Here is a 20,953-nt window from a genome sequence, read left to right as displayed (position 1 = left end):
TTACTCACCAAAAATAACATCATCATCAAATTCAACTTTTAGACTACAACATATATCTTTATAATTAACTCCTAAATAATGACTACATATTAATTCTGGTACATATTGAAAAACCTTATGAAATATTTCATTAAACTTATCCTCATTGTCTATTTGAGGGTTTTCATGTGAAAGATTATTTCTTAGCTTAACAATATCCCTTATATTATTCATATCATTTATATTGTAATTAGTTTTTATATTTTTATTTAAATGATAGATTTTTATGGTAGCTGAGTTATACCTTTCTTCTAATTTCTTTTTAATAGCTGCTACTATATCTTGATAATTATTGATTCCATTTTCCTCACACAAGTATTTCTTTATTAGCATATCAAGATTATTATCGTTATTAATACCCTTTAAATTTTGGGATATAAATTCTTTATTTACAACTTCATTTGATATTATTTCTATAATCTTATATAAATATATATACGCTTCTTCTCTTAATTGTAATTCATTTGAAAAGTATACTGATTTATTAAAAAGATTTATACAACAATCTAATCTTCTCTTTTGTCTCATTGGCAGTGATCTATACTTTGCAAAGAAGTCTTTCAATTTATACATATTTTGATTTTTTCCAGTATATTCTTCTACGTCAGTCATTTTTTCATTATAATAATAAATGCGTTCATCATTTATTAAACCGATATTAAATTTATATAAAAAAGAAAATATTCTATTAAAGTCATAGAAATTAGAGAATACATCTTTGCGTTCTAATGCTCTATTTTTCCATTCTTTTAAGTAAATGCCTTCTTCATCCCAATTATAAATAAATGAAATATCATCTATCGTAATCCCCTTATTTCTTGGTAAGCCTAACCTTACTCTATATGGATTTTCTTCAGAATTTATACAAATATACAAACCATTATAAGTCATACTTTTACCTCCATTCACATAGCTAAATTTCTACATTTTAGGAGATAATTCCTTCATTTGAGTCAATTATTGTATAAAAATAGCACCTAGACTATCCTAAGTGCTATAAAAAGAAGGGGACTAAAAAAGCACCTACATAAGTAAGTGCCTTAATAAATATTTCTTTATGATACTATAATAACACGTTTCTTTAATACTTTGGTTATACAGATTTATTACTTTTGTATTAAACATTTAGTATTATTATAAGAACTTCATCATCTTTTGAATTGCTCTGATTTTAATTTTATCTATAGCTGCTGGAGTTAACTGTATCTTTCTACTTATCTCTTTTCTACTTAATATTGGATTATGAAAATATTTTAGCTCTATAACATCTTTCTCCAGCTGACTTAATACCTTAGTTGAGTTTTCTATTTTTTTAATTATGGTTTCATTCCTATCTATTATATATAGATAATAACTTATTCTATCTTCTTTATTGACAACTCTATTTTCTACTTCTTTATTAACCTTATTTGTTTTTGAACTTTTCTCATTAAAATTGATAGACTTTATATCATTATCTCTTCTAATTTCTCCGATTTCCAATATTGAATTTTCTATTTCAACCTTCATTTCTACATATGAATTTAGTAATTGTTCAGCTTTTTTATATAAATCCATAAATTTCACCTACTTAATCCTGTTAATTATATCTACAAGTTTTCCTCTCTCTGCTCTTAACATGTCCACTAATGTCCAATTCTTTTGTTTCCCTGCTTTTCTTATATCTATATCAACCTGTGCTAATCTATCCTCATACGCTTCCTTAAAGTTTACTTTAGCTCTGGCCATTACCTACCCCACCACCTTTACTCCATTTATCTTTGCTAATTCTATTAGCTGTATACCTGTAAGATTTTCAGTGCTATGATTAATGCACCACTCTAAGAAATCTTTATATCTAATTTCTTTAGGTAATGTTTCCATTTCTTTGCTTAGTAATTTTAAAAGCCTTTTATTAGAACTACTACTTGAATAAGATTTTCTTCCCTTGCCTATCCTTTTATTTTTTTCTATTTTACTTATATATTTTTTGTGTAAATTAATATGATTTTTCTCTATATACTCTAAATTATCATTAATTATCTTATATAAAGTCATGTGCGAAACATTATATTTATTCCCAATCTTTACTAACGTTCCATATTTTAGATACTCTTTAAGAAAAAATACTGCTAATTGCTCTTTTGAATATGCTTTTTTAAGCTCTTTATAGCTCATATTTACCCTCCTTAAGCACTAAATTCTTTAAAATTTATCATTTTTTGCTCTAAATTTTGATTTTTATAGTTTTCTTATATTTTTACAATCCATCTATATAAACCGTTGATATATCTATGTTTGCTAAACTTTTTATCTTGATTTTTAATTCTTGGTTACATTTTAGGTTACATATATTTGAAACCCCTAAAGCATTGATATATCAAGGCTTAAAGCACTTTTTTCTTTGGTTACATTTTTGTAAAAACTATATGCCTATCTTTTATAAATATAAATATATTAAAATATTCTACGTGTGTGTATATATATATTTATATTAATGTAACTTTGTAACTTATATATATATAATGGCTTAAATTAGCCATTTATCATGGTTACATTTTAGTTACACTTGGTTACATTTTGAATACTAAATGTAACCAAGCATATTTATTTAAATGGAATGATTTTTTCTTCGCCGATAACTTCCTGTATAAGTGGCGGTATTATCGCATCTATATTTAGATTTCTTAATCTATCTTCATCGTAGGTATCATATCTTGTTGTCTTTAGCCCAACCTTGATTACCTTATCAGACATGCCTTTTAAATACCCTGATTTTTGTGCCTGTTTCCTAAAATCTTTTAATTTCAATGGTATTATATCTGTTCCTACTTTATTTACATGTTCATATATCTGATTAATCATCTCTGATGTTTTTATGAAAATTCCGTCTCCTCTATATTTAACTACTTCTTCATAGTCGTAAGCTCTTCCATCTTCTATCATGTCATTGTATAGAATTAACATCTGCTCAACTACAGAATGAGTCTCTTCTCCATCTTCTAATACTTCAACTTCAATATTTTTTACTATATGTGTTGTGTATTTTTCGATTTCTTTCAATCCTTCAGCCCTTAGAAGAATATTTAGTATTTCTATTCCACTACATATATTAATTGCAGTATTTAGTGGTCTATTGCTTAATTTACTTAGTTTACTTTCTGATTTTTTTCTTATATCTTCATATTCTGTTACACTTAGATTTAATATTACTTCTATTAGACTTCTTCCTAGTTTGTTGAGCATCATTTCATTTTCTATTAGCCAGCTCATAGCCTTTGAGTGCTCCTCAGTACGTTCTCTTTTTGCTAGATAAACTATACAAGACCGCTCTATTAATGCTTTTTCCTGATTGGGATAGCTCTCTTCCCCTACTAATATCAAAGGCCTACTTAATTGAAAATCTTTTGACCTAAAAGACTTATCTCCTCTAGATATAGTTGACCTATCATAAAGATTCCTTAAAGTTTCACTAAGCTTTGATATTTTATACCTATCTAAGCTAGAAGGCTTAAATTCATCAAATAGAATTGGATAATTCCCATCACTTAGCCCTTTTATAAGAGCAAATGGAGTTATTAGTCCAATAGATTTTATATCTTTTTTAGGATAGTTCAATATTGGTGCAATAACATTTTCTAAAATGGTACTTTTACCACTTCCACTCTCACCTACTATAAGCAAATGATGTAACTTCTGTTTTGATTCTTGATTTTGATATACTGCTAAGTTATTTATTACAGTTCCAATTATGGATATTGTTTTCTCTGGACTCGCAAATTTAAGAATATATTTTTTTAGTTCTTTCAACTCTTCTTTAGTTATAGATTGAATATCTAAAACATCTGCATTATTTCTACCGTCTGCTTTTACATTTTTCATTATTTTATTATTGGCCATAGCTCCATCATTAGTTATGAAAATCAATTCTTCATCTTTTTCTATAAATTTAACTCCTTGATAAATTTCTTCACACTCTAATGCAAAGTATTTATTTATCCATGTTTTTAATTCTGTAAGGTCCTCAATTCTTCCCTTAAAAGCTAAATCTATTGTTCCAAGGAAGTTTTTAAAAGTCTTTGTATCGTCAAAAACTGTTGCCGGGCCAATTCTCTCTATTTGTTCACCAGTAGAAGATTTTAATACTAAATTTATACCTTCTTGGTCATCATCTACGAATTTAATTCTAGTCGCATTTACTAATTTAAAATTTGTTAAATAGACCTTCTTATCTTCTTCCTGTTTTTTATCGTAGACAGTTTTGTAAATTCCTCCACTATCTTGTTGCAGCTCATGCTTATTTTTTAAATCTAAACTTCTGTTAAAAGCCTTTAGTAATTCATTTTTTCCATTGCCGGCTTCTATCCAGTCAGTAACGTCTTTATTATCTCCTAAGGATTTTATTCCTGGAAGATTTATAAATTTAAATTCTTCGCTGTTGTTAAATAACTGCCTGTGAACTTCCCATTTATATTTTTCTCCTGCTTTTCCTGTATCTCCAACAATGTAAATTCTTCCGCCTTGAAGTATAGAATAATCTTTAGCACCTTTAAGGCTAGTTGCTTGGAAGTCCATTCCCTTAAGCATAGAATTAAGTTTATTAGCGTCTTTTTCTCCTTCTACTATAATTACTACCTTTTCATCATTAAGCGCTTGTAGCGTCTTATATAGATTATATGGAAGCTCCTCCACTCCTCTTTTAGCAATTACCTTATTCTCTTCTAGGTGATAGTAACCACATACTTTCCGTCCTTTGATATGATCCATAAACTTAGCCTTATAGTAAATTGGATTATTGTCGCTATTTACAAATGTAAATATGCCTAGCAACTCCTGTTTTTCTCTAAATTTGCTTAATTCCCAATCTATATAAGATTTAACTTTATCTATTTGGTTTTCTTCTTCTGTTTTTTCTACTGCTAATCCTAAGTATTCTCTAGCTTGTATATAATCTAAATTTTTATATTTCATAATAAAGTCTATTGCGTCCCCAGATTCTCCACATCCAAAGCACTTATATTTTTCTTTGTTCTTGTCTGGGAAAAACTTAATACTTAGGGAAGGTGTTTTTTCTGCATGAAAGGGACATTTAATATATCCCTCTCTATTAAACTTTCCTCCTGTTTCCTGTGATATTAATTCTTTTAAGTCTATATCTTGCAGTTCCAATTTCTCACCTTCTTCCTTTGCTTGATTTGTATTAATTCTCTTGAATCATATCTAGACTAAGCTCTTTTAGATAATTTCTTATACTGTAATAAAGAATTCTATATATATGAAATCCAGTATCTACATTCTTATTAAATATCGTTCCTTGGAGATATTGGTCTTGTATGCTTGTTAACCTTCCTATAAAGGCTTTTGGTTGGTATAAACTTCTGTACTTTCCTTCTCTTATATGTTCCATCCCACTTGCTTCTTCTACTATTAAAAACATTTTTATACCTTTTGCTTTAGCTCTTATAAGCTCTCTTTCAAATCTTACCTTATCTCTAGTTTCAGTCTTTTCTCCTAAATTGCTAGCTAATTCATCAACACTATTTTTTCTTTCTACTGCCACCTTAAAGTATAAATCTCTATGAATTCCCATCTTAGGCTCTTTTGTTATTATTGCTGTGTAATCACCTTCATCAATTTTTTGTTTTTTATATTTTATATTCTTTTTATCAAAGTAATCTAACACATGATTGTTAACCTGCTCTCTCGTGTCATACAGAATTACAAAGTTTTCTTTAAGCAGCTTATTTATTTCTGTATCTGTAAATTTATATTGTATTTGCATTTAACCACCTCTAATTATCCTTATATAGCCTTCTAGTTGCTTCTCCGCCCCTTATATGTCTTATTCCTTTATTAAAATCTAGTACACTTTTTACTTCTTTCGCTGTACCTGGATTAATTCTTAATAATCTTTCTGTTACATCTTTGTGTATCGTACTTTTACTTACTCCAAATGTCTTTGCTGTACATCTTATTGTTGCTTTAGTATCAATAATGTAAGATGCAGCTTCTAATGCTCTTGACTCTATATAATCTGTATAATCTGCTTTCACGTTAATCGCCTTCCTTAACTTCTATATATAAATAATGATTGAATACTTCTATCTTTGCTTTCATTCTTTCATACTGTTTAGTAACTCTTATCCTGTGTTTAAAATCTTTAAAAGGTTCAACTATAATTACTTGCATTGTAACCTCCTTAGTAAGTAGCACATTTACTGTATTACTTACATATTAAACTAATACACTAAACTTATAACTTCTCCAATAAGAAACTTTTCTCCGCAATTATTTGAATTGTGAAGTATCATTCCTCACAATCTTCTTCGCCTAAAATGACTAATATTCTTGCATTTCTAACATTCTTTCTTTTAGCTAATCTACGTTTATAAGTATTTGTACCATAAAACATAATTGTTTCAGGAAGTACATCTAGCTTCTTAGCTATTTCCTTAGCTGTTCCAATACAAAGTATCTCTTCGCCCTTATAAAGAGCATATTCCTTCATATTAACCTCTCCTCTAATTCGTGCTCTATTTGAACTACACATCTATAAATCTTGTTTTATTAAATTGTCCAATATAGCCATACTTACTATAAATGTAATATCTGTGTTCATCTTTTCCCTGTTCTGCTTCATAGGTTTCTCCATATTCTAAAAAAGTTCCGTAATATCCACCACCTGTATAAATACACTTAACTTTTTTCTTAGCCATTTACATTCTCCTTCATAAACTATTTAATTTTTGTGCCTTAATGTTTATGCTAAAATTTCACTTAATTCTTTTAGTTCTCTAATTAACCCTAATATGTTTTTCTTCATTAGGGTTACACAAGAGCTATCACTGAATTTTATACTGACTTCTTTATCTTGAATTTCATATTCTCCTATAGTTCCTCTAAATAATACTGGAACTAGTATTTTCTTTGGAACATCTATTTTTTGATTATTATCTATGATAGTTTTATTTATATTTCCTTTTACTTGTTTTTTAGCTTACTTCTTCTATAATCCTTCTTTCTCTATCATCTAGCTTTAGTATTGCAGCCTTCAATTTCTCACATTCAATATTCTTTATTGCAACTTCTTCATAGTCTGTGTCATCATGAATTATATCTCCTAATTCTAAGCTATCATCGTCATTAAAAGTGTTACTCATACTTATATTGTTTTGATGTTTTCTCTCTTTTCTGTTGTACATTTTAAGTCCATTATTGATAATAAGTGCTGCATATGTTAGAAATAACACATCCTTTTTTATGTCATAGCTTTCATAAGCCTTATTAAGACCTATGAAAGCTACTTGTACTAAATCATCTATAGAATAGGTATTTCTCCATGATTGACAAGCCTTATATATAAATTTTTCAAACTGCTTATATACTTCTTCTATTGTCATATCCTTAATGCCATCTTTTAATTTAATTGGCTTTGTTTTCATTGTAACCTCACATTTAATCTAAAATGGAATATCTTCACCATCATCAATCGGTGTTAAATCTTCATACTCTTGATTTTGAGTTGTGTTCATATTATCTGTAGCTACATTACTATTCTTACTTTGTATGAACTCGAAGTCTTCTATCAACACATCCGTACTCCATCTGTTGTTGCCATCTCTATCGACATACTTATTTATTTGTAGCCTTCCAGTAACGCTAAATAAGTGTCCTTTTCTAACGTAGTTTGCTATAGCTTCAGCTCTTTTACCAAAACATACACATGGAATAAAATCAGCTTCCTGCGGCTTGTTTTTATCAAGTCTTGGTCTATTAACTGCTAATGTAAACTTTGTTACTGCGGTCCCATTGTTAGGTAAAAAATTTAGTTCTGGATCCTTTGTTAGTCTTCCTATAAGTATTGTTTTATTCATATATATCCTCCATTAAACCTTAAATTTGAGTTGTTCTTGTCCTGGTTCGATACGTTCCTCTAATAAATAGCTTGCTTCCATATCTGATGTGTGTAATGCTGCGGCTGCTGGTACTAGATTATAAGTATTGCTTATATTCATCATCTGTTCTTTAGGCTCCGTATTTCCCATATGCCACCTAATCATTAGCATTTCTTCTTTAGTTAGCCTTATAAAGTTTTGAAGCATTATTACTGACTTTTCTCCATGTCCAATTGGAAAATCATCTATAACTTTGTATCCTTCGTAGCTCTCCCATCTATTTTTATCATTTTTTCTCCAGCACTCTTGTTTGTTATAAAAATTAATCTTACAAAAGTCATGTAACAAAGAAACTATTGTTACTGTATCGTTACTTAATCCTAAATCAAATTTCTTGTTTTTTTCTTGAAATAACTGATACACATTTAAGCTATGCTCTGCAAGTCCACCGTCATAATTTCCGTGGTACTTTGTGCTTGCAGGAGCTACAAAGAAATCTGTCTCCTCCATGTACTTAACTACTCTATCTATACCTTTTCTTTCTGTACTATTTAGCAAGTTAATTATTCTTTCTTTTACCTCTTTTATATCTTTCATAATTACCTCCTGCTATTTAACGAGTCCGGCTTTTAATTTGGTGTAATTATAGTTGTTGTCCTTTAAATACTGACCTAGTTGTGCTATATATTCTCTCGTTCCAACTACACGCAATTCTATACAATATAATGGTTCTTCTTGTTTTTCTTTTACTAGATCCTCTTTGTCTGGACTTATAGGTATAGATACTTGTTGATTTGCTGGTTCTTGTTTAACTTCGTTCTCAACTTTTGGAATTTCAATTGGTTTTGGTTTCTCCGCTTCTCTAATTATTTCAGCTCTCTTATTTATTTCTTGGATAATTTTATTAGTAGGTATATTCATATTTATTAAATTCTGAAAATCTTCTAGTTTTAAATGTGTCTTAATATCTTTATTAGCATTTTCTATAGTGTCCTTGATAATCTCTAGCATTTCTAACTCTCTCTTTTGTTCTTGTAACAATATAAGTACCCTTTGTTCTACATCCTTTTTAACGTCACTAGGCTTCGCTGTAAGGTTCATATACTTATCTAGTACATTTAGTTGACTAACATACTTTTCGTTTAATTGGTGCTCTTTAGCGACTTCTGAGATTATACTTAATGCGACTTTTCTTTTTTCATCTTTCCTAGCATTATCAAAAACTAATATACCTTTTTTTATAGGCTCTTCTGCATCTGCTATTAGATTTATTAGTTCTTTACACTGATTCTCAAAGGCATTTATAGGCTTGGACATTTCTTTCTTAATTTCTTTGCGGTAATTATCAATTTTTATTCTTAATCCTGCAAGCTCTTTTTGTGTAGCCTTGCAATCCTGTAAGCCTTCTTCAGTAACTATAATTCCTTTATATTTTTCTACTGTATCAGCTAATGAGTTTTTTACCTCTTCAAAATTCATTGTTATAACTGGTAATTGTTTATTTAATTCAATCTTTTTCATTTAAATCACCCTATCAATTTCACTTATTTTATTTTCTTTCTCATATTTTTTAACTGCTTTATCTAAAACTTCTATACATGTGTTAAAATTACCATTTGTAATATCTTCTACTTTTTTTACTTTGGCCCACTTGCAAAAGCTAGCTTCATCTGTATTGGATTTCTCAATCAAATCCTTTATTATTTTAACTTTAACTGGATCTATCTTTTTACGTTTTAATTCCGCTTCTTCATCAACTTCTGCATTATTTAATGTGTCTGGTTCAGAAATTTCAAATGCCATAATGTATAAATATCTTCTAGCAAATGTTTGTGTTCCTCCTATGTTTTGCATACCATTGCAGCCCTTAAGCTGTGTCAGTTCAATTGGGGTCGAGAACTCGATTTTATCTTCAGTCTTATCTGTATCTATTATCGTTAAAGTGGCCTGTTCATTGGTATATTTAAACACTGCTGCTAAGTTATTTTCTTTCATAAGCTGGTTGAGCTGTGGTAAGAAATCGCCTAATTCATAGTATTCATAATGAGAGTACGTATTTTTACCAGTCATTTTTAATTTTGATTTTTGTAATCCGACAATACACTCTTGCCTTTTTTGGTATATATTCATTGATTTCTTTTCTTTATTTTCACTCATTTTTAATCCTCCTTATTTTCTTCTACTGGATAAGTTGTTGTTATTAATAAGTCTTGATCAAATCCGTATACTTTAAGGGTTAATGTTATGCCTGCTGAATATCCTTTATAATTATTCATTTCTTGTGGAAGCTTCTCACATATCAAATCTTCTAATCCTCTGCCATTTATTTTTAATGAGTTTGTACCTCTCTCAATTACTACATTGTCAGAACTTATATTTAATTCCTTCATGCTATTTCCTCCATTTGCATTTTCTTTGAATTTATTCTAAAATCTAATTAACAAATTTTTATTTTTGGTGGCTTAGGCCATCTTTTTTATTTCTAAAACATTCTGTATTATTTTTATAGAATCATCTATATAATCATCATCTGGATTAGGTGACTCTATTAATCTTAAATTACATAAAACTTCTTCAAGTGCTTTTACATATTTATCTTCCATGTATGCACCGCCTTTCTGAACACACTTTTTAAGTGTTTTATTACATCTTTCTGCTATATCTAAAAATTCTTTTAAAGTTGTCTTTTTGTTAAAGCCAATGTTATTAAATTTAATATCTTTTATAATTATGTCTGATAACTCTGGTGTTAAATTTATTCCTCTATCCTGTAATAAATTTTTCAACGTTATCACCACCTCTCAGAATTAATTTGTATTCTCTATTAAATCCTCCATTGCTATCTGCCCATCCAGGATTTGCTCCCTTATGTCAATTTTTCTTAAAGAATTATTTAATCCCCTGTACTTCTTAGAGAGCTGCTGTCTCACTTTCTTTAAGTCTTCTTTATCTTTTGTATTAGATATATTTACATATAAATTTCCTGTATCTGATTTAACTGAAAAACATTCCCTTACTCCCTTTTCATCCCTATAAGAAGCTATTATTCTTTGTGCCATTCTTCTATATTCTTGTTTAATAAGCTTTTCTATGTCTGGCTTTGGTGCATATTCTTTTACTATTTCCATGAGTTCATCAACTGTAATGTTAGGTCTGTTATCCATAATTTCATTAATTTTTTCTTTTATTCTTTTGTCCAATGCCACTTATTTCACCACCTTGATTTTATTCATATCTTTTAAGATACTCTTAATTTCTTCTAACTTTTCTATAGCTTCATCACATCTTTTAATATGCTTCTCTAGTGGCTCTTTGGGAGAGTACTCTAAATAATAACCTATTCTTTCTTCATCTACTTTTAATGTTAGAATGTCAAATATAGCATCAGCTATTTTACCTGCTATTTTTGATTCCTTATCTATCTGTTTTGCTTTTTCTTCATACTGCTTGTTTAATAGCTCCTCCGCCTTATTTTCCTTTTCTTCTTCCTCCAAGTCCTTAACTTCCTTAGTAATTTTATAAGCTTTATTTATGCTTATAAAATTTTCCTTTGCTGCATCCTTAATTACTTCTGGAGCTTCCTTTTCTATAGTTTCTACTTTGCTAATTGTACGTCCTGATACTCCTGCTATTTTAGCTATTTCTTCCCTAGTATTTATAGGTTCTTCTACTCTTTTTCTTTTTTGATTTTCTGTTTCTGCCAGTGTTGACGAAAGTGATTCTCCTTTATTTTTTATCGCTTTTGGTAATGTTTCCAAAACTGATTCTTCATTCTCTTTTATCGCTTCCTCAGATTTCTGTGAAAGTGATTTCACACCTTCGCTTTTCTTATCACCTCCTGCCAATGATTGATTTACCTTAGCTTTTTTAGAAATACTTTCTTTAAGCTGTAAAGCTAAAATTGACCTCTGATAACTGCTTATATTTCTTCTTGCGAACTGGTTTTTAATAATCCATTGTTTTACTTCTTCTTCATTCTCAAAATCATAATCCATCTTAAGCACTTCAAAACTTACGTTATTTTTTATACAGATTTCATAACGGTTGTGACCATCAATTATAAAATCATTCCAACTAATTAATTTATCTCTGCACCCAAACATTAATATGCTTTTTTCTAGCCCTGTTTTTTCTTCCTCTGTTAAAGGTGGAATTAGATTTTTAAATTCTTCATTTATTTTTAAATTCAATTTCTGTCCTCCTTCTTGTTTTATACACCTTAATATAGGATGTATTTAAAATTGAATGTTCTTTTTTAAATTTATTTACTCTTTCCAATACCGTTCCTACACATTCCCTTTATCAGCCTGGTATGGGATATGCTGTTTTACCAGTGCTTGTCTAGCAAATCACTTTTATATAACTTTTTCTCCCTCTAAGAAGCCTTCTTTATATCTCCATCCTGGTCCCATTACTCTTAGTACTGCCTCTTTAGTCTTGTCCACTCCTGAAGCTTCTTTAATTACAATTATTCTTTTTTTCCCATCAACTAATTCTGTTCTAATTTGCATTTAACTTTCCCCCTATGCATTTATATATCTCTTCTACGTCTACATTTAAAACTTTTGCAATCTTAACAGCAGTGCCTAATTCAATATGCTCTCTTTTCCCATTTGCAATTTCGTTCACTGTACTCTGACCTATATTCCCTTCCTTCGCAACTCTGTACATTGTCATTCCTTTTTCCTCAATCAATTCTTTCAAATTCATTTTTCCACCACCTTTCCGTATTCGGAAGTACAAGTTAAGTATAATTCTGATTGCAGAAGCATTCAAACTTAAAGTTTAACTAAATTTAACCGTTTACGGAAATTACCTTCTATTTACTTCATATATTACTATATTTTGTTGTTTTTTCTTCTTTTTTCGGAAGTAATTTAAACATTTTCTTTCTTCTAACGGAACTTTCTTCAATAAATCCTTTGACTTTAGGCAACAATATGTATATAATTATTTCTGTAAACGGAAATAATTTTAAAAGGAGTTAACGATATGAGTACAAGTATTTTAGGCTTAAATATAAAAAAAATTAGAGAAGAAAAAGGATTTAGTGCATATAAATTAGCAAAAAAAGCTGGAGTTGGAGGAGCTACAATAAGTGAAATAGAAAGCGGAAAGAGACAAAGTTTAAACTCAATCTCAATAGAAAAGATAGCAAATGCCTTAGAAGTGACAATTGATGAATTATTAGCAACAGAAGATAATAAAGAATATATAGTTACTGATATAGAACAAACTATAAATCTGATTCTAAGCTCAGATGAGCTAGTTCTTGATGATATAGAAATGACTAAAGATGAAAAAAATCAACTTAAAATGGCTGTTGATATAGCTTTAAATTCTATAAGAACACAAAGGGGAAAGGGTGATAATTAATGAAAAAAGTTGCCCTATATGGTAGGGTTAGCTCCGATGAACAAAAAGAAAGAAAAACAATAGAAAATCAAGTGGAGATCCTTGAAAGTTATATAGATTTTAAAGAAGATTTTGAAATTTATGATACGTATTTGGATGATGGTATAACTGGAACTATACCACTCTATGAAAGACCATATGGTAGTGCATTGGTGGAAGATGCTAAAAACAAATTATTTGATATTATACTTGTATGGAAAGTCGATAGATTTGGTCGTGATACTTTAACTGGATTGCAAGCAGTTGAGGTATTAAGAGAATATGGCATTGAAATAATTAGTGTAACTGAACCATTCGACCTAAATACACCGATAGGAAGATACCAATTCATAAACTATTTGAATATGGCAGAATTAGAAAGAAATAATATACTGGATAGAATGTACATGGGTGCTAGCAGAGCGGCAAAAAAGGGTAAGTGGATGGGCGGCATAGTGCCATACGGATACATTGTAAATGATGATGGTTATTTAGAAATAGACCCAAAGGAATCACAAATTATAAAAAAAATATACTCATTATACATAGAAGAAAAAATGCCTTCTAGCGATATAGCTGTATACTTAAATAATTTAAATATTCCTACCAGTTCGATGTCCAAATATAACAATAGGCATCGTAAAAACCCTACTGAAAAATGGAGAGCTAATAGTATAATCAGAATTTTGAGCAGTACAACCTATAAAGGGATACATTTATACGGTAAACGTGCCACTAGGAGAAAAGAACCTATATTAAGAGAAGTACCCGCGATAATAAAAGAAGAAATTTGGGAAGAAGCACAAAGACAAAGAAAAGAAAACACGATAATGTGTAAAAGAAATACTAAAAGAAGATTTTTCTTGCTAAAAGGACTAATTAAATGCAAACATTGTGGTCGCTCTTTTTATGGTATAAGTTATAAAAATAGCAGTTCTGTATATTCTTGCAGCGGTAAACGAGGTGACATTGTTAAAATATTTGGGAAGTGTGAAAGTTTAAATATTAAAGCAGAGTTGTTGGAAGAAGATATCTGGAGAGATTGCTTAGATATATTAAAAAATTATAGTAAATATATAGATGCAATTGAAAATGATAGTAAAGACAATAATACAGATATTGAAGAAGATTTAAATAAATTAAATAAATCCCTAAATGATAAAAAGAATGAAAAAAATAATATATTAACTCTTTTTAGAAAAAGCCTAATAACAGAAGATGAATTAGGAGTGCAGCTAAAAGATATTAGAAAAGAGGAAGAAAAAATTTCAAATCTAATTGAAGCTTTTAATAATAGATTTAACGAAGTAAAACATAAGGATGAACTAATAAGCAGCATGTCAAATAAACTTAAATCATATGCTGAGCGATTAATCGACTTAAGCTTTGAAGATAAACATGATTTAATTAGGTTACTTGTTAAAGGGATAGAAGTGGAGACTATTGTAGAAAATGGTGAAAGATTACCTAAGACCCGTGTAGTTTACAACCTAATCAAACTTGAAACCTTCACGGACATGGATTCATGGCAGAAACCAGCATAAAGCTAGCGGGATATGTATGAGTATACTTAACTCTCGATATGGTAACTACTTTATCCTCCATAGGTTGCCTTAATGCTTCTAAAGTTTTCTTATTGAATTCCGCAATTTCATCTAGAAATAAAACTCCATTATGAGCAAGAGATATTTCACCAGGAATAGCATTATTCCCACCACCAATTAAAGAGTTTGTAGAAGCATTATGGTGTGGTGATCTAAAAGGTCTTTCTTTTATTAAGTCTCCCTTGCTTTTTATAAGCCCTGCTACACTATAAATCTTCGTAACTTCTAAAGCTTCTTCTTCTGAAAGGGTAGGTAATATGGTAGGAAATCGCTTTGCTATCATGGACTTTCCACAACCTGGAGTACCTGACATCAATATATTATGTCCTCCTGCTGCCGCTGCAATTATGTACTCAATAACATCATCTTGTCCCTTTACCTCTTTAAAATCTAGAATGCTTTCGGATCTTATAATATGTTCATCTTTATAATCTTCCATTGTATAAGTGCTGACCCCTTGAAGAAAATCAACAACTTCAGAAAGCTTATTAAAGCCAAATATATTTATATCACTAACTAAAGATGCTTCCCTTATATTTTCTTTAGGTAAAATAATATTATTAATTCCTATTCTCTTTGCCTCCATAACCATAGGCAATACTCCACTACAAGGACGTAAATCTGCATTCAATGAAAGTTCTCCAATGAATCCATAGCTTTCAAGGTGGGGAAATGTAACCTGTTTACTTTGAACTATTAATCCTATTGCCATACCTAAATCAAAATGAGAACCACTTTTTTTAATATCTCCTGGAGCTAAATTTATAATAATTTTCTTATTAGGAAAATGAAATCTAGAATTTATAATTGATGCTTGAAGTCTCTCCTTAGCTTCCTTAATTGCAGCATCACCTAGACCTACAATATTTATGGATGCTGGCCCACCTATAACATCCGTTTCTATATTTACTAAATATCCATCAACGCCGCTTATAGCAAAACTATTAACCACTGAAGCCATTCCTATACTCCTCCTTTAACCCTATCTTATATGTAATTTATATCCACTCTTAAATTATTTATTCAATAGACAACTTTACTCAATTCACAATTCACAATGCAAAATTCACAATTGTGGATATTTCTCAGCGATAGCTGAGAAATTTAGAATTAATTAACTGTAGTGGCGAACAGTGTTCGCCATAAGGTCCAAATCCATTCCATTATTAGATGTCGGACAGATAGTTAATATTTTAATAAATAATATTTCAAAATATTATCCTAATATCAAAATTGATAAATATATTATATTCCAAATCATATTTGTCCAATTGAGTGGAAAACTTGATAATATTAAATATAAAAAAATGGCGAACACTGTTCGCCGCTACAAAAATCTATTCAAAGAAATTAATTCACAAAGAATTAATTTCCACCATAATTGTCAATNNTCAATTGACTAAGTGTATTTTATACTCTCTCTTTTCATCAAAATTATTTTCCTTTATCAGCTCAGTGTAGCTATCTATATTACCATTTAAGATATCCATTGTTGAAGAAGCATGTATTATAATAACTGGATTATTATTTATGCCTTCATGAATTGTTTTTTCAGCTAAAAATAAGATATAATTATTAAATCTTTTATCTCTATTTATCATTATTGCAGGATTGCGATTATTCTCCAATGTATTCTTAGTTAAAAAATAGTTTCCATCTGAATATCTTAAAAAACGCACATCAGAATTATTAATAATTAATCCAATTTCTTCATACTCTAAATTTACATGTTTTAATCTTATTATTGAATTATTAATTTCTAATGCTGTGCCACTACTTTCTATTTTAATAGTATTGAACATAATACCTTCATTTTTAGTCATTTCTACGTTATTTATACTTACAGTAGGCTTTTCATTATTTGTCCCCTTAACAGTGATTTGATTTAATACTACAGATTTATTGGTAATTATCAAATTCTCTAGTTCTATCTTAGGATTATTTCTATTGCCACTAATTATCATAGGCCTGTCCAAAATTATTTCTCCTAAGCCTTCAATATCGTTTTCCACATGTATTTTTTGTGTCACTTTACTATTGATAGCCTTTTCAAATTCTTCCTTATTTCTTATCTTTACTTCATTGTAAGGAATTATAACCTTAACATTTTCTTCAATATTGTTATTTATTTTATTAGAATTCTTACCTTTTATAAAACCTTCTTTAATATTAATTTTTTCAACTATACCACCTGTTTTTACTATTACAACTAATTGATTTTTTACAATGTCTACTATAATATCATTACTTGCTTCTTTCTCTTTAAAAGTTAATGATATATATTTCCAAAATGAGTCCTTTGTATTTAGCTCAATATCTTCAGAGAAACTCAATTTAATAGTTTTATCTACTACTGTTATACTAGGATTTCTAATATATTTATTTTCTATACATATCTTTATTTCTTCTGAAGCTAAATTACCACATCTTATCAATCCTTTAGGTATAGTTAAAGAGTTCACTTCTCCTTTAGAATTTATTGTAACTATTTTACCTTCAACTTTAACTTGCTGAATAATTATATCTTCTCCATCTATGCAAATTTCTTCACTTATATTTTTATCTATTTCAACTTCCCTATCAAATTCTAATGCAATTTCTCCATCGTGAACTTTATAATTTAACATTTTAGGTGCTATTAAATTTTCTTCTGGTGTATTATCGTCTTCTAAAATCACATCTACTCCTTTATAGACTTTTGCTCCATCCTTTGATGCTATAGCTTCATCTTTAATTCTTATTCCACTAAAATCTCCTTGTTCTTGTAAACTTATCAATAAGTTTTCTTTTTCTATAGCTAACTCTTTTATTTCTTTATTATTTTTTGTTATTACTTCAATTTTTTCTTTATTATTAATTTTTATTTCACTATCAAACTCTATATTAATTTCATTATCATTAATCTTTTTATACCCTTTATAAGGTAGCTTCTCTAATTTATCTTTTTCAATTTCTTTATCTTTTTCTTCATTTTTATTGTCTATACTTTTTTCATCATCCTTAACTGGACCAATATCTTGTCCATCTTTATTGTTCACTTCTTTCCTATCTGCAAATGAATTATGCTTATTTAATATATCTTTAAACAAATTCTTATTTTCATAATTAAAAAAGTTTATTTCTGTATATTTATTAATACTATTTTTAAATAATTTCTCTGCTTTAGCCTCATTATCTTTATCCAAGAGAATTAACGGTGCTTTATCTACAGTAGCTAATTGTCCTATTATTAGAGCTTGAGCTAATTGATTATCTTGTCCATTAGAAATATATATCTTATTAAAACTTAGCTTGTCCTTAAAATGTTCAACTACTTTTAAGTTTGTTTCATACCTATTTTCTCCATATATCCGTTTTGCTTTTAACTTGTTCTCACTTTCACTACTAACTAACTTTTCCCCACCAACTACATAATTATTTTTATTATCATAATAAAAATTCTCTTTTATATTCCCATTATTATCTGAAACTAAAATAGCCGTTTCTTCTCTTACTGCAATTTGACCTAAAGAAATAGAATCTGGCAAGCCGTTATATCCTATAACTGCTACTGATTTATATTCTCCTAATTCCTTTGAAATATTAATACTTGTTTCAATTCTATTCATCCCCCCTAGCCTCATTACATCTATTCCATGACTTTTCAATTGAAATGCCAATTCCTCTTTTAAAATTCCTTCACCAGAAGGTAAATAAACTTTATTAACTCCCTTAATTTTTAACTTTTCTATAAGCTCATCTTCAATTTTTTCCCCATTATTGATTAATATAATAGGAGCTTTTTTCTTATAGGCTAAAGTAGAAATAGAAAGTAAATCAACTAAATTTTCATCCTTTTCTAAAGCTAAAACTGCTGTTTTTTCACCCTTATAGGCATTATCCCAAAGCTCTTTTGCCACAGTGATAGATAATTCATATCTATCCATATTCTCAAGCTTTTCAAAAGATCTTCCATAAACCTTCTTGCTACATAATATTAAGGATAGCGCTATTATCATAGCTAACCTTTTTCCTTTAAACACAGCCTCTCCCCCACTATTCAACTAAAATTTTTCATATATTTTAATTTTAACACATATGGTAATTAATGTTAAAATTATACTTGAAAATAACTAAAAAAACTGTAAATTATTTTTAAATAATTTACAGTTTAGACTTTTACAATGGAGAATGGAAAATTGACAATGGACAATTGTGGATATTTCTCAGCAGAAGCTGAGAAATTTAAAATTAATTCTTTTTTTGAAGTTACGTAGTAACTTCTTATAATGAAAAAACTAGCAATTGTATTGCTAGTTAAAAATCAATTAAAGAAATTAGTTTGATTAAAACTAATTTCCACCATAATTGTCAATCGTCCATTGTCAATTCTCAATTGCCTAACTATTTATTAGAAAAATGTTGTGTTGCAAATAATATATTATTTCTTTTGTACTTACTATAATATTTATCGCTATAAGCTACAGATATAGCTGTTTTAGTATGTTTGGAATAAAGTATATTTTCTCTATGACTTTCAGAGTTCATCCAAAGATTAAATATATGATTAGCATCAATTTCTGATAAATATTTAGTAGTATATAATATATTTTCCTTTATGGATGTAGGTGTGTAATCAAAAGCTTCAGCTAATGCTTGAGCCATTCTATTATCATAATTTATATTGTTATGTCCGAAGTATTCTAACTGCATCATTGCTCTTGATTTATATTTTGATATCTCATATAATTCCTCATCCCAAACTAATGGTGTGAGGCCTCTTTCTTCTCTTGCTTTATTACATAAATTAAATAATTCTTTTTCTAACTGTTCTAAATATACCATTTCATATTTATCTGGTAATGGTTTTATCTTAGAGTTTTCTTCAGTAAATTCTGGTGGTATATATGTTCTGTTAACTACTGCTTGTACCGCATCTTTAGATACTGTTCCACCAACTACAATAACATCAAAATATCCTTTATTTTTCACAAAATTAATTGTTTCTTTTTCAGCATATTGTCCTAAAGGTATTACCGGGGATTTTTTCATTGCTGCAATAGGAGCTGATGATAATGCATCTGCAAAATTAGAGGAAGTAGTTAAAAGTACTTCTTCAACATCTATATCTCCATAAAAACTTTTTAATATATCTCCAGTCCTTTTATTATCTACCTTTTTAAAGGCAGAAAAAATATCATAATTCAAATTTAAATCTCCTATAATGTATCCACTATTAATACCCTTTTCATTCATATAATTCTCTAAATAACTTTTGTCATCATCATATAAAATAATTGGATTTTTGTTCATAGAAGCATGGCTAGAAATTAAGGTCACATCCTTATAATCATTTCCACTACATATTATAATATTTTCTATATCACCAAGTTCTTTAGCAATTTTCACACTAGTTTCATATCTATTTATTCCACCTAATCTAGTAACTTGAATCCCCAAATTTTTAATTTCTTCTTCGACACCTTCAGATACAGCACCATTACCACCAACTATGTATACATTTTTAGTTCCTAATCTTAAAATTTCTCCTTTAGTAAATTCATTTAACTTATTTTTGTTTGTTAATAAAATTGGTGCTTTTTTACTAAAGGCTAAAGGTGAAGAAGCTAGAGCATCTATATAACTCTCTCCACTAGCAATAACAGCATATGGAGAATTTGCATAGTTAGCCTCACTTAATAGGGCAGATGTTTCATATCTATCCATACCAATAATATAATCCACTCTTTCTCCAAAACCATAAGTTTTAATACTAAAACATATTAATATCAAAGCAAGAAAAAAGAAAGTACGAACTTTCTTATTTTTCATTGTATTAATCCCTCCTTCAATATACTACTATACTATAAATTAGTGAGATTGAACATTATAACTCCATACTTATACAATTGAGAATGGACTATTGACAATGGACAATTGTGGATATTTCTCAGCAGAAGCTGAGAAATTTAGAATTGATTTTGTAGCGGCGAACAGTGTTCGCCACATTATAACTAGCAATTACATTGCTAGTTATAAACATATTTAAAGAAATTATTTTTA

Annotated in this window: 26 protein-coding genes; 2 read left to right on the top strand and 24 right to left on the bottom strand. The window is 28.9% G+C overall.

Features of this window, described 5'->3' with window-relative positions:
- From B3603_RS09120 to B3603_RS09020, 21 genes are all read right to left on the bottom strand, one after another.
- Positions 1 to 930 carry a hypothetical protein gene (locus B3603_RS09120; RefSeq protein ID WP_291563692.1) on the bottom strand — a complete coding sequence of 310 codons (930 nt, stop codon included), beginning with the start codon at positions 928 to 930 and terminating at the stop codon, positions 1 to 3.
- 243 nt (positions 931 to 1,173) lie between these two features.
- Positions 1,174 to 1,596, bottom strand: coding sequence for a siderophore-interacting protein (locus tag B3603_RS09115; RefSeq protein ID WP_291563690.1), 423 nt, complete (start codon positions 1,594 to 1,596; stop codon positions 1,174 to 1,176).
- A 9-nt stretch (positions 1,597 to 1,605) separates the two neighbouring features.
- Positions 1,606 to 1,767, bottom strand: coding sequence for a hypothetical protein (locus tag B3603_RS09110; protein WP_291563688.1), 162 nt, complete (start codon positions 1,765 to 1,767; stop codon positions 1,606 to 1,608).
- Between the two features lie 3 nt (positions 1,768 to 1,770).
- Positions 1,771 to 2,196 carry a hypothetical protein gene (locus B3603_RS09105; RefSeq protein ID WP_291563686.1) on the bottom strand — a complete coding sequence of 142 codons (426 nt, stop codon included), beginning with the start codon at positions 2,194 to 2,196 and terminating at the stop codon, positions 1,771 to 1,773.
- A 429-nt stretch (positions 2,197 to 2,625) separates the two neighbouring features.
- Positions 2,626 to 5,187: a CHC2 zinc finger domain-containing protein gene (locus B3603_RS09100; protein WP_291563684.1), complete on the bottom strand. Its 2,562-nt coding sequence runs from the start codon at positions 5,185 to 5,187 to the stop codon at positions 2,626 to 2,628.
- A 31-nt stretch (positions 5,188 to 5,218) separates the two neighbouring features.
- Positions 5,219 to 5,794 (bottom strand): ERCC4 domain-containing protein, encoded by a 576-nt coding sequence (locus tag B3603_RS09095; RefSeq protein WP_396152645.1) that lies wholly within the window; start codon positions 5,792 to 5,794, stop codon positions 5,219 to 5,221.
- Positions 5,795 to 5,810: 16 nt separating this feature from the next.
- The gene (spoIIID, locus tag B3603_RS09090; RefSeq protein ID WP_291563680.1) at positions 5,811 to 6,071 is read right to left on the bottom strand and encodes a sporulation transcriptional regulator SpoIIID; all 261 of its coding nucleotides are present in this window, start codon (positions 6,069 to 6,071) and stop codon (positions 5,811 to 5,813) included.
- A 1-nt stretch (position 6,072) separates the two neighbouring features.
- Positions 6,073 to 6,207 carry a hypothetical protein gene (locus B3603_RS09085; protein WP_291563678.1) on the bottom strand — a complete coding sequence of 45 codons (135 nt, stop codon included), beginning with the start codon at positions 6,205 to 6,207 and terminating at the stop codon, positions 6,073 to 6,075.
- 118 nt (positions 6,208 to 6,325) lie between these two features.
- Positions 6,326 to 6,526, bottom strand: coding sequence for a hypothetical protein (locus B3603_RS09080; RefSeq protein WP_291563676.1), 201 nt, complete (start codon positions 6,524 to 6,526; stop codon positions 6,326 to 6,328).
- Between the two features lie 34 nt (positions 6,527 to 6,560).
- Positions 6,561 to 6,734, bottom strand: coding sequence for a hypothetical protein (locus B3603_RS09075; protein ID WP_291563674.1), 174 nt, complete (start codon positions 6,732 to 6,734; stop codon positions 6,561 to 6,563).
- A 276-nt stretch (positions 6,735 to 7,010) separates the two neighbouring features.
- Positions 7,011 to 7,460, bottom strand: a complete 450-nt coding sequence (locus tag B3603_RS09070; protein WP_291563671.1) for a sigma-70 family RNA polymerase sigma factor — start codon at positions 7,458 to 7,460, stop codon at positions 7,011 to 7,013.
- An 18-nt stretch (positions 7,461 to 7,478) separates the two neighbouring features.
- Positions 7,479 to 7,892 (bottom strand): single-stranded DNA-binding protein, encoded by a 414-nt coding sequence (locus B3603_RS09065; RefSeq protein ID WP_291563668.1) that lies wholly within the window; start codon positions 7,890 to 7,892, stop codon positions 7,479 to 7,481.
- 12 nt (positions 7,893 to 7,904) lie between these two features.
- Complete coding sequence (locus B3603_RS09060; protein ID WP_291563638.1) at positions 7,905 to 8,510, bottom strand: HD domain-containing protein; 606 nt, start codon at positions 8,508 to 8,510, stop codon at positions 7,905 to 7,907.
- Positions 8,511 to 8,522: 12 nt separating this feature from the next.
- A complete protein-coding gene (locus B3603_RS09055) occupies positions 8,523 to 9,434 on the bottom strand; it encodes a DUF1351 domain-containing protein (RefSeq protein WP_291563635.1) in 912 nt (303 codons plus the stop codon).
- Positions 9,435 to 10,070, bottom strand: coding sequence for an ERF family protein (locus tag B3603_RS09050; RefSeq protein ID WP_291563632.1), 636 nt, complete (start codon positions 10,068 to 10,070; stop codon positions 9,435 to 9,437). It lies immediately after the preceding gene.
- A gap of 2 nt (positions 10,071 to 10,072) precedes the next feature.
- Positions 10,073 to 10,303 (bottom strand): hypothetical protein, encoded by a 231-nt coding sequence (locus B3603_RS09045; RefSeq protein ID WP_291563629.1) that lies wholly within the window; start codon positions 10,301 to 10,303, stop codon positions 10,073 to 10,075.
- Positions 10,304 to 10,375: 72 nt separating this feature from the next.
- Positions 10,376 to 10,699 carry a hypothetical protein gene (locus B3603_RS09040; protein WP_291563626.1) on the bottom strand — a complete coding sequence of 108 codons (324 nt, stop codon included), beginning with the start codon at positions 10,697 to 10,699 and terminating at the stop codon, positions 10,376 to 10,378.
- A gap of 21 nt (positions 10,700 to 10,720) precedes the next feature.
- Complete coding sequence (locus tag B3603_RS09035) at positions 10,721 to 11,119, bottom strand: hypothetical protein (RefSeq protein ID WP_291563624.1); 399 nt, start codon at positions 11,117 to 11,119, stop codon at positions 10,721 to 10,723.
- Positions 11,120 to 12,103, bottom strand: a complete 984-nt coding sequence (locus B3603_RS09030; RefSeq protein WP_291563622.1) for a hypothetical protein — start codon at positions 12,101 to 12,103, stop codon at positions 11,120 to 11,122.
- Between the two features lie 165 nt (positions 12,104 to 12,268).
- Positions 12,269 to 12,424, bottom strand: a complete 156-nt coding sequence (locus B3603_RS09025) for a hypothetical protein (RefSeq protein ID WP_291563620.1) — start codon at positions 12,422 to 12,424, stop codon at positions 12,269 to 12,271.
- Positions 12,414 to 12,623, bottom strand: coding sequence for a helix-turn-helix domain-containing protein (locus B3603_RS09020; RefSeq protein ID WP_291563618.1), 210 nt, complete (start codon positions 12,621 to 12,623; stop codon positions 12,414 to 12,416). The genes B3603_RS09025 and B3603_RS09020 overlap by 11 nt, the downstream gene beginning before the upstream one ends.
- Before the next feature lie 282 nt (positions 12,624 to 12,905).
- Between B3603_RS09020 and B3603_RS09015 the strand changes: the two genes are divergently transcribed.
- Positions 12,906 to 13,289, top strand: a complete 384-nt coding sequence (locus tag B3603_RS09015; RefSeq protein ID WP_291563617.1) for a helix-turn-helix domain-containing protein — start codon at positions 12,906 to 12,908, stop codon at positions 13,287 to 13,289.
- Positions 13,289 to 14,851, top strand: a complete 1,563-nt coding sequence (locus B3603_RS09010; RefSeq protein WP_291563616.1) for a recombinase family protein — start codon at positions 13,289 to 13,291, stop codon at positions 14,849 to 14,851. The genes B3603_RS09015 and B3603_RS09010 overlap by 1 nt, the downstream gene beginning before the upstream one ends.
- Here the strand turns inward: B3603_RS09010 and B3603_RS09005 are convergent.
- From B3603_RS09005 to B3603_RS08995, 3 genes are all read right to left on the bottom strand, one after another.
- The gene (locus B3603_RS09005; RefSeq protein ID WP_291563614.1) at positions 14,817 to 15,872 is read right to left on the bottom strand and encodes a YifB family Mg chelatase-like AAA ATPase; all 1,056 of its coding nucleotides are present in this window, start codon (positions 15,870 to 15,872) and stop codon (positions 14,817 to 14,819) included. The two genes, B3603_RS09010 and B3603_RS09005, sit on opposite strands and share 35 nt — an antisense overlap.
- A 430-nt stretch (positions 15,873 to 16,302) precedes the next feature.
- Positions 16,303 to 18,933 carry a cell wall-binding repeat-containing protein gene (locus B3603_RS09000; RefSeq protein WP_291563612.1) on the bottom strand — a complete coding sequence of 877 codons (2,631 nt, stop codon included), beginning with the start codon at positions 18,931 to 18,933 and terminating at the stop codon, positions 16,303 to 16,305.
- A 361-nt stretch (positions 18,934 to 19,294) separates the two neighbouring features.
- The gene (locus B3603_RS08995) at positions 19,295 to 20,722 is read right to left on the bottom strand and encodes a cell wall-binding repeat-containing protein (protein ID WP_291563610.1); all 1,428 of its coding nucleotides are present in this window, start codon (positions 20,720 to 20,722) and stop codon (positions 19,295 to 19,297) included.
- Between the last annotated feature and the right edge of the window lie 231 nt (positions 20,723 to 20,953).

The organism is Clostridium sp. UBA2485, assembly GCF_002341865.1.
GTDB lineage: Bacteria > Bacillota > Clostridia > Clostridiales > Clostridiaceae > Clostridium_J.
The sequence above is the reverse complement of the archived record's forward strand: the minus strand, read 5'-3'. Positions and strand labels throughout refer to the sequence as shown.

What these genes read in the sequence shown, in the direction of transcription:
- B3603_RS09120 (WP_291563692.1), bottom strand. Translation starts at nt 930, where the DNA reads ATGACTTATAATGGTTTGTATATTTGTATAAATTCTGAAGAAAATCCA.
- B3603_RS09115 (WP_291563690.1), bottom strand. Translation starts at nt 1,596, where the DNA reads ATGGATTTATATAAAAAAGCTGAACAATTACTAAATTCATATGTAGAA.
- B3603_RS09110 (WP_291563688.1), bottom strand. Translation starts at nt 1,767, where the DNA reads ATGGCCAGAGCTAAAGTAAACTTTAAGGAAGCGTATGAGGATAGATTA.
- B3603_RS09105 (WP_291563686.1), bottom strand. Translation starts at nt 2,196, where the DNA reads ATGAGCTATAAAGAGCTTAAAAAAGCATATTCAAAAGAGCAATTAGCA.
- B3603_RS09085 (WP_291563678.1), bottom strand. Translation starts at nt 6,207, where the DNA reads ATGCAAGTAATTATAGTTGAACCTTTTAAAGATTTTAAACACAGGATA.
- B3603_RS09080 (WP_291563676.1), bottom strand. Translation starts at nt 6,526, where the DNA reads ATGAAGGAATATGCTCTTTATAAGGGCGAAGAGATACTTTGTATTGGA.
- B3603_RS09075 (WP_291563674.1), bottom strand. Translation starts at nt 6,734, where the DNA reads ATGGCTAAGAAAAAAGTTAAGTGTATTTATACAGGTGGTGGATATTAC.
- B3603_RS09070 (WP_291563671.1), bottom strand. Translation starts at nt 7,460, where the DNA reads ATGAAAACAAAGCCAATTAAATTAAAAGATGGCATTAAGGATATGACA.
- B3603_RS09065 (WP_291563668.1), bottom strand. Translation starts at nt 7,892, where the DNA reads ATGAATAAAACAATACTTATAGGAAGACTAACAAAGGATCCAGAACTA.
- B3603_RS09060 (WP_291563638.1), bottom strand. Translation starts at nt 8,510, where the DNA reads ATGAAAGATATAAAAGAGGTAAAAGAAAGAATAATTAACTTGCTAAAT.
- B3603_RS09055 (WP_291563635.1), bottom strand. Translation starts at nt 9,434, where the DNA reads ATGAAAAAGATTGAATTAAATAAACAATTACCAGTTATAACAATGAAT.
- B3603_RS09050 (WP_291563632.1), bottom strand. Translation starts at nt 10,070, where the DNA reads ATGAGTGAAAATAAAGAAAAGAAATCAATGAATATATACCAAAAAAGG.
- B3603_RS09045 (WP_291563629.1), bottom strand. Translation starts at nt 10,303, where the DNA reads ATGAAGGAATTAAATATAAGTTCTGACAATGTAGTAATTGAGAGAGGT.
- B3603_RS09025 (WP_291563620.1), bottom strand. Translation starts at nt 12,424, where the DNA reads ATGCAAATTAGAACAGAATTAGTTGATGGGAAAAAAAGAATAATTGTA.
- B3603_RS09020 (WP_291563618.1), bottom strand. Translation starts at nt 12,623, where the DNA reads ATGAATTTGAAAGAATTGATTGAGGAAAAAGGAATGACAATGTACAGA.
- B3603_RS09015 (WP_291563617.1), top strand. Translation starts at nt 12,906, where the DNA reads ATGAGTACAAGTATTTTAGGCTTAAATATAAAAAAAATTAGAGAAGAA.
- B3603_RS09010 (WP_291563616.1), top strand. Translation starts at nt 13,289, where the DNA reads ATGAAAAAAGTTGCCCTATATGGTAGGGTTAGCTCCGATGAACAAAAA.
- B3603_RS09005 (WP_291563614.1), bottom strand. Translation starts at nt 15,872, where the DNA reads ATGGCTTCAGTGGTTAATAGTTTTGCTATAAGCGGCGTTGATGGATAT.
- B3603_RS08995 (WP_291563610.1), bottom strand. Translation starts at nt 20,722, where the DNA reads ATGAAAAATAAGAAAGTTCGTACTTTCTTTTTTCTTGCTTTGATATTA.